Source organism: Actinomadura sp. KC216 (genome assembly GCF_004348535.1).
Taxonomy (GTDB): domain Bacteria; phylum Actinomycetota; class Actinomycetes; order Streptosporangiales; family Streptosporangiaceae; genus Spirillospora.
In genome coordinates this window covers 1-17,489 of the sequence record NZ_SMJX01000077.1, presented here as the reverse complement: position 1 = coordinate 17,489, position 17,489 = coordinate 1, and the positions used below count along the sequence as shown (strand labels likewise).

Below are 17,489 nucleotides of genomic sequence, written 5' to 3'. Positions count from 1 at the left end.
GATGAGCGCCGGGGCAACCCCGGGCGGGGGACGCGGTGTCGCGCGCAAGCTGATCGCCTCGCACCTGGTCAGCGGGGAGATGACGCCCGGCGCCGAGATCGGGATCCGCGTCGACCAGACCCTCACCCAGGACGCGACCGGCACGATGGTCATGCTGGAGCTGGAGGCCCTCGACCTCGACCGCGTCCGGACCGACGTGTCCGTCCAGTACGTCGACCACAACCTGCTCCAGGCCGACGAGCGCAACATGGCCGACCACATCTTCCTGCGGTCCGCGTGCCGCCGGTACGGGCTGTGGTACTCCAGGCCGGGCAACGGCGTCTCGCATCCGACGCACATGCAGCGGTTCGGCGTGCCCGGCGCCACCCTGGCCGGGTCCGACTCCCACACCTGCGCGGCCGGGTCGCTCGGCATGCTCGCGATCGGCGTCGGCGGTCTTGAGACCGCGATGGCGATGGCCGGGGAGCCGCTGCACGTGACGATGCCGGAGGTCTGGGGCGTCCGGCTGGCGGGGGAACTGCCGCCCTGGCTGAGCGCCAAGGACGTGATCCTGGAGATGCTGCGGCGGCACGGCGTGCGCGGCGGCGTCAACCGGATCATCGAGTACCACGGTCCCGGCCTCGCGTCGCTGACCGCGATGGACCGGCACGTCATCGCGAACATGGGCGCCGAGCTCGGCGCGACGACGACGGTGTTCCCGTCCGACGCGCGGGTGCTGGAGTTCCTGCGCGGCGAGGGCCGCGAGGACGACTTCACCGAGATCACCGCCGACCCGGACGCGTCCTACGACGTCACCGAGGAGATCGACCTGTCGTCGCTGGAGCCGCTGATCGCCCGGCCCGGGTCGCCGGGCGACGTCGTCCGGGTGCGGGACGCGGCGGGCGAGGACGTCCACCAGGTGGTCGTCGGGTCGTCGGCGAACCCCGGGCTGCGGGACTTCGCGTCCGTCGCGGCGATCGTCAGGGGCCGCCAGGTGCACCCGGCGGTGTCGCTGGACGTGAACCCGACGTCCCGGCAGATCCTCCTCGACCTGACCCGGATGGGCGCGGCGGCCGACCTCCTCCAGGCGGGCGCCCGCATCCACCAGGCGGGATGCCTCGGCTGTATCGGCATGGGCCAGGCCCCGGCCGCCGGACGCAACAGCCTGCGGACGTTCCCGCGCAACTTCCCCGGACGCTCCGGCACCACCGACGACCTCGTCTGGCTCTGCTCACCGGAGACCGCCGCCGCCTCGGCGCTGACCGGCCGCATCACCGACCCGCGCGACCTCGGCATGGACCCGCCCGCCGTGCGGCTGCCCCGCAGGTCGAGCGTCAACCGGCAGATGCTCGAAGCGCCGCCGCCCGAGGACGAGGCGCGCGGCGTCGCGCTGGAGAAGGCCCCGAGTATCGGCGTCCTGCCCGAGCTGGACCCGCTCCCGGACGAGCTGGAGGTGCCCGTCGTCATAAAGGTCGGCGACGACGTGTCGACCGACGAGATCCTCCAGGCGGGCGCGCGGGCCCTGCCGTTCCGCAGCGACATCGCCCGGCTGGCGGACTTCGCGTTCACCCGGCTCGACGAGGGCTACCCGGAGCGGGCGCGGCGGGCCGGGACGCACGCCGTCGTCGGCGGCCGCAACTACGGGCAGGGCTCGTCGCGCGAGCACGCCGCCATCGCGCCCCGCCACCTCGGGCTCCGCGTCGTCCTCGCCCGCGGGTACGCGCGCATCCACTGGCAGAACCTCGTCAACTTCGGGATCCTGCCGCTCGAATTCGCCGACGGCGCCGACTACGACCGCGTCGCGCAGGGGGACGTGCTCCGCGTCGAGAACGTCCGCGACGCGCTGAAGGCCGGGACCGCGATCGACGTCCGCAACACGACCAGGGACGAGACCTACCGGGCCCGCCACCGCCTGTCACCGCGCCAGCGGGACCTGGTCGCCGCCGGCGGCCAGATCCCGCTCCTGCGCGAACGTCGCGGAGGCTAGTGCGGAGGTTTAGTGCGGAGGTTAGTAGCGCCGCTCCTCGCGGCCGTAGCCGAGCTCTTCGGCCACGTCGGCGACGTTCTCGTACTCGCGTTTGGGCAGGGTCCGCAGCTCCTCGACCGCCGCGTCGGTCCCGCCGGCCTCGGCCGCGTGCCGGACCAGCTCGTTCGGCCGCGCCGGATACCGGACGCCGCTGAGCAGCCGGGCGAGCGCGCTGCGGCCCTCGACGTCCTGCGCGCTCATCCCGGGCGGGGAGCCCTCGCGCTCGCTGCCGGACGACGTGGGCGGATCCGCGGGATGGTCGTCGGAGAACGGCTCGGTCTCCTTGAACTCCTCGGCATGCGTGGCGTGACCGCCGCTGACCATGCCCTGCGTCTCGCGGCCGATCTCGTCGTCCAGCTTCGGGCCGTGCTTGTCGCTCTTGTCAGGCATTCGTCGACCTCCCATCGCGGGAACGTTCCCGGGCGGGCGTGTCCAAACATGCGGGGCCGGCGGGGCGGCCGTCAGGGCTGCGAGAGGCGCATCATCCGCAGGACGCGCCGCGCGAGCGAGTTCGGCCCGCCGTCGGACGGCGGCTCCGGCTCCTCGTCCGCCGCGGGCGGTCGCGCGGGCGGCTCGGGCGGGCCGTCGGCCAGCTCGTAGGTGACCGGCAGCGACCGCAGGCCCCGCATGAGCGGGGACGAGCGCCACGGCAGCTGGTCGGCGGGCAGCGCGAGCCGCAGCGCGGAGAACCGCTCGAACAGCCGCTCCACCGCGATCGTGGTGACGGTGGTCGCGAGATCGCGGCCGAGGCAGGCGTGCGGGCCCGCGCCCCAGGCCAGATGCGCGCGGGAGCTGTAGATCGAGTCGGGCGAGGAGGTCCGGGTGAACGCCGGGTCCAGGTGGGCGGCGGCGGGCGACACCAGGACCGGGTCGCCGGCCGCGATCTGGAACCGGCCGACGCGGACGTCCGCCTTCGCCCACCGGAACGCCAGGTTGGCCATCGGCGGGTTGGCGGCCGAGGCCCGGTTGATCGCCTCCTGGATCATCCCGGCGGACAGGCTGTCGCGGGTGCCGGTCTCGCCGATCAGCACCTCGGTGATGGTGTTGCAGATCAGCGTCCCGGTCACGTCGCCGACCAGGCCCGTCATCATCGCCATCTCGCGGGTCAGCTCGTCGGTGGTCAGGTCGGGCACGGCGGCCAGCATGTAGGAGGGGAGGTCCGCGCCCGGGTTCTTCGCCCGCGCCTCGCAGACGCCCGCGACGCGCGCGGTCAGCCGCTCGGACGCCTCCCGCGCGTCCGGGCCCGCGTCCATCACCCGCCACAGGTCGATGATCAGCTCGTCGTCGCCGTCCGCGCCCTCGCCGAGCAGCCGCCCGATGACCATCAGCGGCAGCGGCCGCGCGTACTGCGCCGACAGGTCCGCCCAGCCGGTGCGGCCGCCGCTCTCCGCCAGCACGGTGATCAGCTCGTCGGCGTACCGCCGGACGGCCAGCTCCAGGGCCTTCGCCTCCGTCCTGGAGCGGTCCTGGAAGGGCCGCAGGCCCTCGCCCCAGGCGCCGCGCAGCCGGGTGGAGTCGGCGCCGTCCTGGAACCCCGAGTTGCCGGACTCGACCACCGGCAGCATCGGCCAGTCCGCCGGGACCGCGCCCTCCCGGTACGCGCGCCACGCGTCCACCCGCCTGCTCCAGATCCCGCGCGTGTCGCGGAGGATGTCGAGGGTCTGCGAGTAGCCGATGACGAGCCACGCCGGGACGCCGAGCACGTCCACCGGCGCGACCGGCCCGTACTCCGCGCGGAGCCGCTCGTAGAATGCCGCGGGACGGGACTCGTAGTCGCGGTTCAGCAGCGGCTGGACGGCGAGCGCCGCCAGCGGCGGGTGGCCCGGCTCGGCCTGCGATCTCTGCGAATCCACGGGTACGAACCCTAGGAGAGATCGTTCCAGGTTGGTCGGTTTATGGCGGAATCTGCCGAGATGATCTGCTCGGCGTGTACAGATGGCCACGTTCCGCTGGGTATGTGAGGCTAGGAGTGCCCCTATAGAGCTGGAGGTCCGCATGACCGACTCGTCAGGAGAACCCGCAGACGGAGAGGACGACGTGAAGCGCAGGTTCCGGGAGGCCCTGGAACGCAAGCGCGGAGCGGCGGGCAAGAACACCGGCGGTGCCGGGAGGGGCGGCTCGAAGGTGCGCGGCAAGCACGACCGTGCCGACCATCAGCGGCAGTTCCGCCGCAAGAGCGGCTGACCGGGGAACCGGAAGGCCGCCCGACCCTGGCCCCCGCGCGGAAGGCGCGGGGGTCGACCCTTCTGCGGGCGCCGCGCGCGGCCGGGGTCAGGCGTTGTACAGCTTCTTGGAGTAGCTCGCCTCGGAGTAGTACCGCTCAAGCCGCTCGATGGTCTCGTCGGTGCGCTGGACGTCCTTGACGATGCGGGCGTGCGACGGCAGCGCGTCCGGCTCCCAGGTCTCCGGCTTCCACAGCTTCGAGCGCATCAGCGCCTTCGCGCAGTGGAAGAAGATCTGCTCGATCTCGACGACCAGGGCGAGCGCCGGGCGGTGCCCCTTGACGACCATCCGGTCGAAGAACGGCGCGTCCCGGACGAGCACGGCCCGGCCGTTGATCCGCAGCGTCTCGCCGCGTCCCGGGATGAGGAAGATCAGCCCGACGTGCGGGTTGCCGAGGACGTTCAGGAAGCCGTCCGCGCGGCGGTTGCCCGGCCGGTCCGGGATCGCGATCGTCGTGTCGTCGATGACGTGGACGAATCCCGGCGGGTCGCCCTTGGGCGAGACGTCGCAATTCCCCTCGGCGTCGCTGGTCGCGATGAGGCAGAACGGGGACCGGGCGAGCCAGTCGCGGTCCCGCGCGTGCAGCGCGGCGCGCTCCTTCTCGACCGCCCGCTTCATCGGCGCGCCGAGCAGCTCGCGCAGCTCCTCCGCGGACGTGATCGCAGTGAACTCGGACGCGACCGTCATCGCCGCTCCTTCCGCCGGGGAAATCGGACGCTCAGCCTAACTTTTCCGCCGTCCCCGTCCGCTGTCGCCCCTGTCGCAGCGAAATGAAGGCTGCCGCCCGATCGGCGCAATGGATCGATGAATCTTGACAGCTTTCTCACCGCTTTCATCTAATGCAGAGGCCCGCGTCGCGGCGGCGCCGGCCGCGAACCCGCGGGCTTTCGGGGGCGGTCCCTGCCAGCCCGGCGACCCGGCGGAACGAGGGCATCGATGAGCGGACGCACCCGTGGCCGGCCCATGGTCACGTTCGCCGCCGCGGTCGCGGGCGTCCTGGCGCTCACCGGGATCGGCGGGTACGCGTTCGCGCAGATCGCCGGGTGCGCGGCCGAGGACCGCATCACCCTCGACGTCGCCGCGGCGCCGGAGATCGTGCCCGCGCTGGCCGCCGCCGTCCGGCGCTTCGACGGCCACACCGGCACGTGCGCGCGGGCCCGCCTGCGCCCCGCCGACCCGGCCGCGGTGAGCACGCTGCTGTCGGGGCGCGGCGGCGGCGACCGCCCGGACGTGTGGATCCCCGACTCGACCCTCTGGACGGCTTTCGCCAAGCCCGGCGACGTGCGGCCCTCGATCGCCAACACGCCGGTCGTCCTGGCGACCGCGGCCCCGGCGGAGCCCACCTGGAACCTGCTGCTCGGACCGGCCGCCGCCACCGCCGAAGGGCGGCCGGAGTCCGCCGCCCGCGGCCCGGGCGCCCAGGTCCCCGACCCCTCGCGCAGCGCCGCCGGGCTGGCCGCGCTGCTGATGGCCGACCGCCTCGTCGCGGGCGTCCCCGACGGCAGGGCCGTCTTCACCGGGCTCGTCCGCGCGATCAGGGAGACCAGCGCGCCGACCGTGGAGCAGGCGTTCGCCACCTCGGGCGCGGCGCGGGACGGGGCGGTCGTCGTCGCGTCCGAGCAGTCGGTCTTCCGGCACAACCGGACGCGGCCCGGCGTGCGCGCCTACGGCGCGGTCCCGAGGGAGGGCACGCTCTCGCTCGACTACCCGTTCATGATCGTCGTCCGCGAGGGCGACCGGGTCAGCGCCGCGGAGAAGCTCGAACGCGAGCTGCGCGGCGAGCGGACCCGCGCCGACCTCAGCGGGCACGGGTTCGGCATCGGGACCGCCGAGCCGTCCTGGACGCCCAAGGCCGACGACGTGCAGCGCATCGCGCAGGCCTACGCCCGGCTGTCGCTGCCGACCCGGCTGCTCGTCCTGTTCGACATCTCCGGCTCGATGGGGGAGGAGGTCTCGCCGGGGCTCGACCGGCTCCAGGCCACCGCCCAGGTCGGGCGGATCGGGCTGCACCTGCTCGCCGACGACAGCGAGATCGGCGTCTGGGAGTTCTCCACCGACCTGCGCGGCTCCCAGGACTGGGCGGAACGCGTGCCGATCGAGACACTCGGCGCCCGCGCCGGGTCAGGCACGCAGCGCCAGCGCATCCTGGACGACCTCGGCCGCCTGAAGGTGAAGGAGAGCGGCGACACCGCGCTGTTCGAGTCGCTGCTCGCGGCGTTCCGGGAGGTGAAGCTCACCTACAAGCCGGAGATGGTCAACACCGTCCTGGTGTTCACCGACGGCCGCAACGACCATCCGGGCGGGCCGGGCTTCGACCGGACCCTCGCCGACCTGCGCGCCGAGTACGACGCGGCGCAGCCCGTCCAGGTCATTTTGCAGGGCTTCGGCGACGACGTGAACGTGACGGAGCTGACGGAGCTCGCCGAGGCCACGCACGGGATCGTCCAGGTCGCGCGGACCCCGGCGGAGAGCAAGCGGCTACTGCTGGAGGCCATGTCCAGGCGCGTCTGCACGCCGGGCTGCTGACGGCCGGGCCGCCGGAAGGCGCGCCGGTGACCGTGCCGTGGCGTCCCCCCGTCAAGGCCACGACACGATCACCGGACCGCCGCGCCGGGCCTCCCGCCGGGGCGGAGACCCTGGGGAAGAACGCGGCGGTGCGATGGTGCAGACTCGCGGGCCGCCGAAAACTCATCGCCCCGGCGCCCGGTGATCCGCGCGGTTCAGCCGTGGCGGGCGTCGCGGTCGGCGGCCCGGCGCGCGTCCCGGGCGGCCTCGCGGGCCTCCCGCGCCGCCTCCTGCGCGCGGGCGCGGTTCTGCTCGGCGCGCTCGGCCCGGCGGGACGCCGCGTCCCGCTCGGCGACGGCGCGTTCCAGCTCGTGGCGAAGCCGTCCCACCGCCGCGGACGCCTCCTCGACCTCCCGCCGCGCGGCCTCGGCCCGCTCCTCCCGCTCGGCCAGCTTCCGGTCGGCCTCCTCGGCCCGCTTGCGCAGCGTCTCCGCCCTCCGCGCCCGCGCCGCGCTCGTCCGCGTGACGTTCGACTTCTCCGGGGCGGGTTTCGCCTTCTTCTTTTTCTCGGGTTCGGGCTTCTTCTTCTCGGGTTCGGGTTTCGCCGGCTCCTCCTGCTCCTTTTCCTCCTCCTCCGGGGCCATGGGGAAGCCGGCCGGGACGAAGCCGGTGTGGCTGCGCGGCTGCGTCAGCCGCCCCTCGCGCACCTCGGCGGCGATGCCGGGGTCGACGGTGGCGGCCTGGAGCGTGTCCTCCACCTCCCGCCCGGCCTGGTCGCGGAGCGGGTTGCCCGCGTCCGACGCGAGCTCGCCCGCGGTGCGCACCAGCGACCCCACCAGCCGGGCCCGGCGCTGCTCCAGATCGCCGAGCCCGCCGCCCGAGCCCCACGCCTCGCGCATCTCGGCGCCGACGTCCAGCAGCCGGTCCAGGTCGTCGGCGGCCGACCGGGACAGGAGGTTCACCGCCCATGCCGACAGCGTCGGGCGCCGCAGCGCCCCGATCCGCTTGGCGAGCGGCCCGTCGCCCGCGTCCTTCGCCTCCTGGGCCAGCCGCTTGCGCGTCGCCACGAAGTCGGCGGGCCGGACGCCGTAGAGCTCATCGGCCGCACTGGAGAAGTCCACGACTGATCTCTACCCGCCCGGACAGAAGAGAGCTATACTCGCAAACGAGTATTCGCGGGCGAGGAGGTGCGATGGCCAAGCGGCGCAAGGTGAGCAACCTGCTCGGGCTCGCCGTGCTGTCGACGGTCTCCGCCAGGCCGATGCATCCGTACGAGATGGCGTCGCTGATGCGCGCCCGCGGCAAGGACCGCGACATGGACATCAAGTGGGGCTCGCTCTACACCGTCGTGGCCAACCTGGAGAAGCACGGTTACCTCGCCGTGGAGGGCAGCGCCCGCGAGGGGGCGCGCCCGGAACGGACCGTCTACCGCATCACCGACGCGGGCCGCGAGGAACTCGCCGACTGGGTCCGGGAACTGATCGCGGTGCCCGAGCGGGAGCGGCCCAGGTTCGAGGCGGGCCTCTCCGTCCTCGGCGCGCTGAGCCCCGACGAGACGGCACGCCTCCTCACCGAGCGGCTCGCCGCGCTGGAGCGCGAGATCGAGGCCGGCCGCGCCGCGCTCGCCGCCGAGACCGAGGTCCCGCGCATCTTCCTCATCGAGGCCGAGTACGACCTCGCGCTCCGGAGCGCGGAGGCCGAGTGGGTGCGCGGATTCCTCGCCGAGATCGAGGACGGCTCGCTGCCCGGCCTCGACCTGTGGCGGGCGTTCCACGAGACCGGCAGCGTCCCGCCGGAGATCGCCGAGCTGGCGGAGAGAGGAGCCGCGCAGGGGTAGCGACGGCGCAGAGGTAATGACAGCGAGGCCCGGCGGTGGTGCTGCAACACCGCCGCCGGGCCGGAGAACCCACCACCGAGAAACCCGCGCGGAGCGGGCCCTGGCGGCGAGCACGCGATACCAGCCTATCCAGGGGCCCTCCGCGCGGCATGCCCGCATTACGGAGGAGACCCATGGCGCATGCCGCCGACACGGCGCAGGCCATCGAGGCAGACGGCCTCGTGAAGACCTATCCCGGCGACGTCCGGGCCCTGGACGGGCTGTCCATCACCGTCGGCCGGGGCGAGATCCTCGGCCTGCTCGGCCCGAACGGGGCCGGCAAGTCCACCACCGTCAAGATCCTCACCACGCTGATCCGCCCGGACGCGGGCACCGCGTCCGTGGCCGGGCACGACGTCCTGCGCCACCCCGACCGGGTGCGGCGCGTCATCGGCGTCGTGTCGCAGAAGTCGGGCGCCGACCCCGAGGCGAGCGGCCGCGACAACCTCGTCCTGCAAGGCCGCCTCTACGGGCTCGCCGGGCCGCGGGCCCGGCACCGCGCGGCCGAGCTGCTCGCCCGGTTCGGCCTGGATGACGCGGCGTCCAGGCCGGTGAAGACCTACTCGGGCGGGATGCGGCGCCGGCTCGACGTCGCGCTCGGCCTCGTCCACCGCCCCCGGGTGCTGTTCCTGGACGAGCCCACCACCGGACTCGACCCGGAGGCCCGCGCGTCGATGTGGGCCGAGATCGCCCGGCTCGCCGGGGACGACGCGCTCGCGATCCTGCTCACCACCCACTACCTGGACGAGGCCGACCGGCTCGCCCGGCGCCTCGCGATCGTCGACCGGGGCCGCGTCGTCGCCGCCGGGACGCCCGACGCGCTGAAGGGCGAGCTGCGCGGCGACGCCGTCCATGTGGACTGGGCCGACCCGCCGCCGGAGCCGCCGGTGCGGGAGGCGCTCGGCCGCCTGCCCGGCATCCGGGAGGTCGTCCTCGACGGCCAGCGACTGAGCGCCCGCGCGGACGACGGCGCCTCAGCCATCCCGGCGGTCCTGGCCGCCCTCGACCACGCGGGCGTGCCCGCCACCGCGGCGACCGTCGCCCGCCCGTCCCTGGACGACGTCTACCTCCGCTACGCCGGCCGCCGCTTCACCCAGGCCGACGCCCCCGTCCGAGCCGATGAGGCCGCCCGAGCCGAGGAGGCCGTTCGATGACCGCGCTGGTGACCGGGACCTGGTGGATGACCCACCGGCGGGTGTCCGCGCTGCTGCGCAACCCGGCCGTGCTCGTGATGACGCTGGTCCAGCCGATGGTCTGGCTGTTCCTCTTCGGGGAGCTGTTCAAGAAGGTCGTCGAGCTGCCCGGGTTCGGGACGACGTCCTACCTGGACTACATCGTGCCCGGCGTCGTGGTCATGAACGCGGTGTCGCTGAACTCGTTCGCCGGGATGGCGACCATGGACGAGATCGAGCGGGGCACGCTCGACCGGTTCCTCGTCACGCCCGTGCGGCGCGGCGCGATCGCGCACGCGGGCGTCATCGAGCAGGCGCTGAGCACCGCGTTCCAGTCCATCGTGATCATCCTGCTGGGCTGGGCGGCCGGCGCGCACTACCCGGGCGGCCCGGCCGGCGTGGCCGTGCTCGTCGGCGCGTCCGTGCTGATCGGCGTCGTGCTCGCCGCGCTGTCGACCACGCTCGCGCTCCTCGTCCGCGACCGCAACACGATCATCGGGCTGAACGTGATGCTGCTGCTGCCGCTGACGTTCCTGTCGTCGGCGTTCATGGCCGAGGGCCTCATGCCGTCCTGGATCCGGCACGTGGCCGCCGCCAACCCGGTGAGCTGGGCGCTGGACACCGGACGCGCCGCCCTCGCCGACGATCCCGACTGGGGGTCGGCCGCCGTCCACGGCGCCGCGCTCCTCGCCCTGACCGCCGCGACGGTGGCCCTGGCCGTCTTCTCGTTCCGGAGCTACCAGAGATCCCGGTGAGCCGCCGGGCGGTCCGGGCCGGGGTCAGCGGGTGTCGAGGAAGCGGTCCAGGACGCGGGTGCCGAAGGCCAGGCCGTCTAGCGGGACGCGTTCGTCCACGCCGTGGAACATCCCGAAGTAGTCGAGGCCGGGTTCGAGGAGGAGGGGGGCGAAGCCGAAGCTCTTGATGCCGATGGCGTCGAACGACTTGGCGTCGGTGCCGCCCGACATCACGTACGGGACGGGACGGGCGAGCGGGTCCTCGGCGCGGAGCGCACCGGCGAGCGCCGCGAAGGTGGCGCCCGCCGGGTCCGCGGCGGGGGCCCGCTCGTGGTTGATGAACTCGCGGGTCACCTTCGGGCCGAGGAGCCGGTCGATCGTGGCCAGGAACTCCTCGCCCGTGCCCGGCAGGTAGCGCCCGTCCACCTCCGCCGACGCCGTGCCCGGCACGACGTTGACCTTGTAGCCGGCGTCGAGCCGGGTCGGGTTGGCGGAGTTGCGGATCGTCCCGGCGAACAGGCGGCCGGCGCCGCCGAGGCGCGCCGCCTCCGCGTCGAGGCGGTCATGGTCGATGGTCGTGCCGAGCGCGTCCGCCAGGCCGTCCAGCAGGGCCCGGACGCCCGGGGTCAGCCGGACGGGCCACTCGTGCGACGCGATCCGCGACACCGCGTGCGCGATCTCGGCCACCGCGTTGTCGGGGGCGGGCTTGGAGCCGTGGCCCGCGGTGCCGCGGGCCGTCAGCCGCATCCACGCGGTGCCGCGCTCGCCCGTCGCGATGGGGTAGATCCGCGTCGCGGCGGGGCCCGCCGCGGTGACGCTGAAGCCGCCGGACTCGCTGATCGCCTCCGTGCAGCCCTCGAAGTACGCGCGGTGCTCGCGCGCCACGTACCGGGAGCCGAGGTCGCCGGTGCACTCCTCGTCGGCCAGGAACGCCAGCACCAGGTCGCCGCGGGTGCGGCGGCCCTCCCGCAGCCGCCGCCGGACGGTCGCGAGCGTCATCGCGAGGCTGCCCTTCATGTCGACCGCGCCGCGCCCCCACACGCACCCGTCGCGGACCTCGCCCGAGAACGGCGGCACCGTCCACTCGGACGGGTCGGCGGGCACCACGTCGAGATGCCCGTGGATCAGGAACGCCGGAGCGGACGGGTCGGTGCCGGGGACGCGGGCCAGCACGCTCGCGCGGCCCGGCTCGGATTCGACGATCTCGGGGGCGGCGCCCGCGTCGTCCAGCAGCCCGGCGACGTGCTCGGCGGCGGGCCGTTCCGGGTGGGCCACGCCCTCGCCGCGGTTCGTGGTGTCGAAGCGGATGAGGTCGGCGCAGATCGCCGCCGCCTCGGCCGCCGCCCGCTCGGCGGCGGCCTCCCGGACCGCCGCCGCGCCGGGCCGGTCGTCGCGGACCCCTGCTGCTCCCATGGCTCCCTTTCGCGGCGAAGCTTCCTTCTCCTGTGCCGCTGACCTGCGTCAATGGATGATCAAGAACGTCTCGATCCGGTTGCGACTCCGTCAGCGGCGTGCCCGAACGGTCACCGTGCGTACGGCGCCGGTACCAATCTAGGTGCGGTGGGGGCGGCCGGGCACGGTGGCCGCGCGAAGGGCCGACGGGCCGACGGACCGATGGGTCGATGGGGCGACGGGCTGAGGGGGAGCATGACCAGGCAGTGGGGTGTCCGGCCGCGGATCGCGGGACTCGCCGCGGTCGCGCTGGCCGCGTCGCTCGGCCTGCCCGCCTGCGGCGGCGACGGCGCCGGAAGGGGCGACGGCACGTTCACGGCGGGCCACTCCGAGCCCGACCACCTGGTGCCCGCCGACACCACGAGCAGCTACGCCTTCGACGTGATCGGTGAACTGTTCGACAATCCGATGACCCTCGATGTGGGCGGCAGGGCCGTCCCGCTGGCCGCCGAGTCCGTCACGTCCCGCGACCAGCGGGTCTGGACGATCAAGGTGAGGCCCGGGCAGCGGTTCCACAACGGCGAGCCGGTGACCGCGCAGAGCTTCGCGGACGCGTGGAACAACGCCGCCTACGGGCCGAACGCCATGGCCGCCAACGAGTACTTCTCGTACATCAAGGGCCACAAGGAACTGAACCCCGACGACGGGAACGCCGAACCGGAGGCCAAGACCCTGTCGGGCGTCGAGGTGGTCGGCCAGAACACCTTGAAGGTCACGCTGAACGACCCGTTCAGCCAGTTCCCGATGCTGCTCACCTATCCGGCGTACGCGCCGATGCCGAAGGCCGGGCTGAAGGACCTCAAGGCGTTCGACGACCACCCGATCGGCAACGGCCCGTACCGGATGGATGGGGACTGGGAACGCAACAAGCAGATCAAGCTCATCGCGTTCTCCGGCTACACCGGGCCGCGCAGGCCGAAGAACAAGGGCGTGACCTGGAAGAGCTACGCCAGCGCCGAGACCGCGTACACCGACCTGCGGGCGGGGCGGATCGACGTGCTGCAGACGATCCCGTCCGCCAAGGTCCCCGAGGCGAGGCGGCTCCTCGGCGACCGGTTCCTGACCCGCAGGATGGGCACGATCGACTACCTCGGGTTCCCGCTGTGGGACAGGCGGTTCGCCAGCGCCGACCTGCGCAGGGCGATCTCGATGGCCATCGACCGGCAGGGCATCAACAAGGCCGTCTTCAACGGCGACTACGTCCCCGCCGACTCCCTGCTCCCCGCCATCATCGAGGGCCACCGGCCGGGCGCGTGCGGCGAGCTGTGCACCTACAACCCCGCCAAGGCCAGGCAGCTGTTCGCCAAGGCCGGCGGGTTCGGCGGGACGCTGGAGCTGTACTTCTCCAACGCGCAGCCGACCTACGCCCAGTGGATGCGGATCGTGGCGAACTCCCTCCGCGATGTCCTCGGCATCAAGGACGTGAGGTTCCGGCAGGTGCCCGCGTCCGACTACTTCTCCATGCTGCGCGAGCGCGGGGAGAAGGGCCCGTACCGGCAGAACTGGGAGGCCGACTACCCGAGCGCCCAGAACTACCTGGAGAACATGTGGGCGTCGGCCGACAACCGGATGGGCTGGACGAACCGGGCGTTCGACGCCCTGATCGCCAAGGCCAACCGGACGGCCGACCAGCGGCAGGCGGTCGCCTACTACAACCAGGCGGAGGACATCGCCATCCGGGAGATGCCGCTCATCCCGCTGTGGACGTGGGCGGGCCAGGGCGGCCGCTCGGAGAACGTCGACAACGTCACGATCACCCCGTACTCGACGGGCCTGATCGCGACCGACGTGACGGTGAAGTAGCCCGCGATGTGGCAGTACACCGTCCGGCGGCTCCTTCAGGCGGTCCCGGTCTTCATCGGCACCACGCTGCTGATCTACGCGATGGTGTTCGCGCTGCCCGGAGACCCGATCCAGGCGCTCGCCGGGGACAAGCCCGTCCCGGACAACGTCCTGCAGACGCTCCGGGACAAGTACAACCTCGACGACCCGCTGCTCGTGCAGTACGCGAAGTACATGTGGGGGCTCGTCCAGGGCGACCTCGGCGAGAACTACACCGGGCAGAGCGTGTCGGAGATGCTCAGCGGGCGCTGGGCCGTCACCGCGCGGCTCGCGCTCACCGCCTGGATCTTCGAGCTGCTCATCGGGATCGCGCTCGGGGTGTGGGCGGGCCTGCGGCGCGGGAGGCTCGCCGACACGCTCGTCCTCGGCGGGACGACGCTGGTGATCGCGGTCCCGGTGTTCGTCATCGGCTACGTCGCGCAGATCCTGTTCGGCCTGCACTGGCGGATCTTCCCGACCGCCGGGACGGACGACGGCTGGCCGCTGAGCTACCTGCTGCCCGGCATCGTCCTCGGCTCGCTCGGCCTGTCCTACGTGGCGCGGCTGACCCGGACGAGCCTGGCCGAGAACCTGCGCGCCGACTACGTCCGCACCGCCCGCGCCAAGGGCCTGTCGAGGGCGCGGGTCGTCGGGCGGCACGCGCTCCGCAACTCGCTGATCCCCGTGGTGACCTACCTCGGCGTCGACCTCGGGAACCTGATGGGCGGCGCGATCGTGACCGAGGGCATCTTCAACCTGCCCGGCATCGGGCAGCAGGTGTTCCAGTCGATCCAGCTGAAGGAGGGGCCCGTCGTGGTCGGCGCGGTCACCGTGCTGGTGCTGATCTTCCTGCTGGCCAACCTGGTCGTGGACCTGCTGTACGGGGTCCTCGACCCGAGGATCCGGTATGAGTGAGGGCACGGCGGTCGCGGCGGCCGGCGGCGAGATCGGCCGGGCCTCGCTCTGGGACGACGCGTGGCGCGACCTGCGGCGCCGCTGGATCTTCTGGGGCCCGGCGGCGGTCCTCGCCGTGGTCGCGGCGATGGCCGCGCTGCCGGGCCTGTTCACCGGCACCGCCGCCAACGAGGGCTGCGACCCGAACCTGTCCGGGCTCGGCCCGTCCGGCGACCGCTGGTTCGGCACCGACCTCGCCGGCTGCGACTACTACGCGCACGTCGTGCACGGCGCCCGCCCGACGCTGCTGATCGGCGTCGCCGTCACGCTGTTCGCGCTGCTGATCGCGGTGCTGCTCGGGATGCTCGCCGGCTACTACGGCGGCCTCGCGGACGCGTTCATCGCGCGGCTCACCGACGTGTTCTTCGGGCTGCCGTTCGTGCTCGGCGCGACGGTCATCCTCGTCGCGTTCCCCGGGCACGGGGTGTGGGCGATGACGCTGGTGCTGGTCCTGCTCGGCTGGACGACGATGATCCGCATCATGCGGGGGCAGGTCATCGCCGTCCGCGACGCCGACTACGTGCGGGCGGCGCGGCTGCTCGGCGCGCCCGACCGGCGGATCATGGCGCGGCACGTCCTGCCGAACGCGATCGCCCCGGTGATCGTGGTCGCCACCCTCAACGTCGGCAACGTGATCGTGGGGGAGGCGACGCTGGACTTCCTCGGCGTCGGGCTGCAGTACCCGCAGGTGTCGTGGGGGCTGCAGCTCGGCCAGGCGAAGGACTCCTTCCTCGACCGGCCGCACCTGCTGATCTTCCCCGCGGCGTTCCTGTCGGCGACGGTGCTGAGCTTCCTGCTGCTCGGCGACGCCGTCCGCGACGCCCTCGACCCGAAGCTGCGGTGACGCCCATGACCGCCGATCCGACCACGGGCGACCTGACGACGGGCGACCTGGTCCCCGCGCCGCGCCCGGACGGCGCGCCGCTGCTCCAGGTCGACGACCTGCACGTCGCCTTCCGCGTGCGCGGGCAGGACGTCCGTGCCGTGAACGGGCTGTCGTACACGCTCGCGGAGGGGGAGACCGTCGCGATCCTCGGCGAGTCCGGGTCGGGCAAGAGCGTCGCGGCGCAGGCCGTGATGGGCATCCTCGACATGCCGCCCGCGCGCGTCGAGCGCGGGTCGGTGAGGCTGCGCGGCGAGGAGCTGCTCGGCCTGCCGGAGCGGCGCCGCCGCGCCTACCGCGCCGACCGCATCTCGATGATCTTCCAGGACGCGCTGACCGCGCTGAACCCGGTGTTCACCGTCGGCGACCAGCTCCGCGAGATGTTCCGGGTGCACCGCGGCCTCGGCCGCCGCGCCGCCCGCGACAGGGCCGTGGAGCTGATGGAGCGCGTGCGGATCCCGTCCGCGGCGCGACGGCTCGGCGACTACCCGCACCAGTTCTCCGGCGGCATGCGCCAGCGCATCATGATCGCGATGGCGCTGGCGCTGGAACCGGACGTGCTGATCGCCGACGAGCCGACCACCGCGCTCGACGTGACCGTCCAGGCGCAGATCATGCGGCTGCTCGCCGCGCTCCAGGACGAGCTGGCCATGGGCATGGTGCTGATCACCCACGATCTCGGCGTCGTCGCGGGCGTCGCGGACCGGATCGTCGTCATGTACGCGGGATCGGTCGCCGAGCAGGCGCCCGCCCGCGACCTGTACGCGCGGCCCGCGCACCCGTACACGCGCGGGCTGCTGGCGTCGGTGCCGCGCCTCGACCGGCGCCGCGGGCCGCTCGTCCCGATCGCGGGCGCGCCGCCGGACCCGGCCGCGCTGCCGCCCGGCTGCCCGTTCCATCCGCGCTGCCCGCGCGCCGAGCCGGTCTGCGCGGCGGAGCGGCCGCCGCTCGTCGACGTCGCGCCCGGCCACGGCGCGGCCTGCCACTTCGCCGAGGAGGTCCACGGTGCCGGACGAGACTGACAGGCCCGGCCCCGAGGCGCCGATCCTCCAGGTGGACGGCCTCGTCAAGCACTACCCGGTGACCCGCGGCGCCGTGCTCAGGCGGACGGCCGGCCGGGTCAGGGCCGTGGACGGCGTCGACCTGGAGCTGCGCCGCGGCGAGACGCTCGGCGTCGTCGGCGAGTCCGGCTGCGGGAAGTCGACGCTCGCCAGGCTGCTGCTCGCCGCCGAACGCCCCACCGCCGGGACGGTCCGCTTCGACGGCCGCGACATCTTCGCGATGCCGAGAGCCGAGCTGCGGGCCCTGCGCCGCCGCGTCCAGATGGTGATGCAGGACCCGTACTCCTCGCTCAACCCGCGCATGACCGTCGGCGACATCGTCGGGGAGCCGTTCGCCGTCCACCCGGAGGTCGTGCCGAAGGGGCAGCGGCGCGGGCGCGTGCGGGAGCTGCTGGAGCTCGTCGGCCTCGACCCCGGCCACGCCGGCCGCTACCCGCACCAGTTCTCCGGCGGCCAGCGGCAGCGCGTCGGGATCGCCCGCGCCCTCGCGCTGCGGCCCGACGTCGTCGTGTGCGACGAGCCGGTGTCCGCGCTGGACGTGTCCGTGCAGGCGCAGGTGATGAACCTGCTCGCCGAGCTGCAGCGGGAGCTGGGCCTTTCGTACGTGTTCATCGCGCACGACCTGGCCGCCGTCCGGCAGGTCTCCGACCGCGTCGCCGTCATGTACCTCGGCAAGATCGTCGAGACCGGCGACGAGACACAGATCTACGAGCACCCGACCCATCCGTACACGCAGGCGCTGCTGTCGGCCGTCCCCGTCCCGGACCCGGACGCCCCTGGCCGGACGGACCGTCCTCCAGCCC

At 73.5% G+C, this 17,489-nt stretch carries 16 protein-coding genes; 11 read left to right on the top strand and 5 right to left on the bottom strand.

What is annotated here, in order from left to right; all coding sequences use genetic code 11:
• The first annotated feature begins 1 nt into the window (after nt 1).
• The gene (locus E1264_RS15985) at nt 2–1,966 is read left to right on the top strand and encodes an aconitate hydratase (RefSeq protein WP_132174167.1); all 1,965 of its coding nucleotides are present in this window, start codon (nt 2–4) and stop codon (nt 1,964–1,966) included.
• Between the two features lie 21 nt (nt 1,967–1,987).
• Here the strand turns inward: E1264_RS15985 and E1264_RS15980 are convergent, their stop codons facing one another.
• A complete protein-coding gene (locus E1264_RS15980; RefSeq protein WP_132174165.1) occupies nt 1,988–2,395 on the bottom strand; it encodes a DUF2795 domain-containing protein in 408 nt (135 codons plus the stop codon).
• 71 nt (nt 2,396–2,466) lie between these two features.
• Complete coding sequence (locus E1264_RS15975) at nt 2,467–3,858, bottom strand: cytochrome P450 (protein ID WP_243710957.1); 1,392 nt, start codon at nt 3,856–3,858, stop codon at nt 2,467–2,469.
• A 142-nt stretch (nt 3,859–4,000) separates the two neighbouring features.
• On the opposite strand from E1264_RS15975, the gene E1264_RS15970 reads away from it, so the two are divergent.
• Nucleotides 4,001–4,189, top strand: coding sequence for a DUF5302 domain-containing protein (locus E1264_RS15970; RefSeq protein ID WP_132174161.1), 189 nt, complete (start codon nt 4,001–4,003; stop codon nt 4,187–4,189).
• An 87-nt stretch (nt 4,190–4,276) separates the two neighbouring features.
• Here the strand turns inward: E1264_RS15970 and E1264_RS15965 are convergent, their stop codons facing one another.
• Nucleotides 4,277–4,915, bottom strand: coding sequence for a pyridoxamine 5'-phosphate oxidase family protein (locus E1264_RS15965; RefSeq protein WP_132174159.1), 639 nt, complete (start codon nt 4,913–4,915; stop codon nt 4,277–4,279).
• Between the two features lie 249 nt (nt 4,916–5,164).
• On the opposite strand from E1264_RS15965, the gene E1264_RS15960 reads away from it, so the two are divergent.
• The gene (locus E1264_RS15960; protein ID WP_132174157.1) at nt 5,165–6,754 is read left to right on the top strand and encodes a substrate-binding domain-containing protein; all 1,590 of its coding nucleotides are present in this window, start codon (nt 5,165–5,167) and stop codon (nt 6,752–6,754) included.
• A gap of 194 nt (nt 6,755–6,948) precedes the next feature.
• Here the strand turns inward: E1264_RS15960 and E1264_RS15955 are convergent, their stop codons facing one another.
• The gene (locus tag E1264_RS15955) at nt 6,949–7,854 is read right to left on the bottom strand and encodes a hypothetical protein (RefSeq protein WP_132174155.1); all 906 of its coding nucleotides are present in this window, start codon (nt 7,852–7,854) and stop codon (nt 6,949–6,951) included.
• 71 nt (nt 7,855–7,925) lie between these two features.
• Between E1264_RS15955 and E1264_RS15950 the strand changes: the two genes are divergently transcribed.
• The 3 genes from E1264_RS15950 (at nt 7,926) to E1264_RS15940 (ending at nt 10,536) form a co-directional block, all read left to right on the top strand.
• Entirely contained in the window at nt 7,926–8,570 is a 645-nt protein-coding gene (locus E1264_RS15950; protein ID WP_132174153.1) for a PadR family transcriptional regulator, read from the top strand.
• A 173-nt stretch (nt 8,571–8,743) separates the two neighbouring features.
• Nucleotides 8,744–9,763: an ATP-binding cassette domain-containing protein gene (locus E1264_RS15945; RefSeq protein ID WP_132174151.1), complete on the top strand. Its 1,020-nt coding sequence runs from the start codon at nt 8,744–8,746 to the stop codon at nt 9,761–9,763.
• On the top strand, nt 9,760–10,536 hold the full coding sequence (locus tag E1264_RS15940; protein ID WP_132174149.1) for an ABC transporter permease: 777 nt from the start codon (nt 9,760–9,762) through the stop codon (nt 10,534–10,536). Before E1264_RS15945 ends, E1264_RS15940 begins: the two co-directional genes overlap by 4 nt.
• Before the next feature lie 24 nt (nt 10,537–10,560).
• On the opposite strand, the gene E1264_RS15935 is transcribed toward E1264_RS15940, so the two are convergent.
• Nucleotides 10,561–11,928, bottom strand: a complete 1,368-nt coding sequence (locus tag E1264_RS15935) for a M20/M25/M40 family metallo-hydrolase (RefSeq protein WP_132174147.1) — start codon at nt 11,926–11,928, stop codon at nt 10,561–10,563.
• A gap of 234 nt (nt 11,929–12,162) precedes the next feature.
• Here E1264_RS15935 and E1264_RS15930 point away from each other — a divergent pair, with 234 nt between their 5' ends.
• The 5 genes from E1264_RS15930 to E1264_RS15910 form a co-directional block, all read left to right on the top strand.
• A complete protein-coding gene (locus E1264_RS15930; protein ID WP_165964200.1) occupies nt 12,163–13,770 on the top strand; it encodes an ABC transporter substrate-binding protein in 1,608 nt (535 codons plus the stop codon).
• Between the two features lie 6 nt (nt 13,771–13,776).
• Nucleotides 13,777–14,703, top strand: a complete 927-nt coding sequence (locus E1264_RS15925; protein ID WP_132174143.1) for an ABC transporter permease — start codon at nt 13,777–13,779, stop codon at nt 14,701–14,703.
• Nucleotides 14,696–15,586: an ABC transporter permease gene (locus E1264_RS15920; RefSeq protein WP_132174141.1), complete on the top strand. Its 891-nt coding sequence runs from the start codon at nt 14,696–14,698 to the stop codon at nt 15,584–15,586. The genes E1264_RS15925 and E1264_RS15920 overlap by 8 nt, the downstream gene beginning before the upstream one ends.
• Before the next feature lie 5 nt (nt 15,587–15,591).
• Nucleotides 15,592–16,647, top strand: a complete 1,056-nt coding sequence (locus tag E1264_RS15915) for an ABC transporter ATP-binding protein (protein WP_132174139.1) — start codon at nt 15,592–15,594, stop codon at nt 16,645–16,647.
• Nucleotides 16,631–17,489 (top strand): ATP-binding cassette domain-containing protein (locus tag E1264_RS15910; RefSeq protein WP_132174137.1); only part of this gene is annotated, 859 nt, incomplete at its 3' end. The genes E1264_RS15915 and E1264_RS15910, both read left to right, overlap by 17 nt.

Bases quoted from the DNA above. Each gene is read 5' to 3' on its own strand.
- E1264_RS15985 (WP_132174167.1), top strand. From the start codon at position 2: ATGAGCGCCGGGGCAACCCCGGGCGGGGGACGCGGTGTCGCGCGCAAG.
- E1264_RS15980 (WP_132174165.1), bottom strand. From the start codon at position 2,395: ATGCCTGACAAGAGCGACAAGCACGGCCCGAAGCTGGACGACGAGATC.
- E1264_RS15970 (WP_132174161.1), top strand. From the start codon at position 4,001: ATGACCGACTCGTCAGGAGAACCCGCAGACGGAGAGGACGACGTGAAG.
- E1264_RS15965 (WP_132174159.1), bottom strand. From the start codon at position 4,915: ATGACGGTCGCGTCCGAGTTCACTGCGATCACGTCCGCGGAGGAGCTG.
- E1264_RS15960 (WP_132174157.1), top strand. From the start codon at position 5,165: ATGAGCGGACGCACCCGTGGCCGGCCCATGGTCACGTTCGCCGCCGCG.
- E1264_RS15950 (WP_132174153.1), top strand. From the start codon at position 7,926: ATGGCCAAGCGGCGCAAGGTGAGCAACCTGCTCGGGCTCGCCGTGCTG.
- E1264_RS15945 (WP_132174151.1), top strand. From the start codon at position 8,744: ATGGCGCATGCCGCCGACACGGCGCAGGCCATCGAGGCAGACGGCCTC.
- E1264_RS15940 (WP_132174149.1), top strand. From the start codon at position 9,760: ATGACCGCGCTGGTGACCGGGACCTGGTGGATGACCCACCGGCGGGTG.
- E1264_RS15935 (WP_132174147.1), bottom strand. From the start codon at position 11,928: ATGGGAGCAGCAGGGGTCCGCGACGACCGGCCCGGCGCGGCGGCGGTC.
- E1264_RS15930 (WP_165964200.1), top strand. From the start codon at position 12,163: ATGACCAGGCAGTGGGGTGTCCGGCCGCGGATCGCGGGACTCGCCGCG.
- E1264_RS15925 (WP_132174143.1), top strand. From the start codon at position 13,777: ATGTGGCAGTACACCGTCCGGCGGCTCCTTCAGGCGGTCCCGGTCTTC.
- E1264_RS15920 (WP_132174141.1), top strand. From the start codon at position 14,696: ATGAGTGAGGGCACGGCGGTCGCGGCGGCCGGCGGCGAGATCGGCCGG.
- E1264_RS15915 (WP_132174139.1), top strand. From the start codon at position 15,592: ATGACCGCCGATCCGACCACGGGCGACCTGACGACGGGCGACCTGGTC.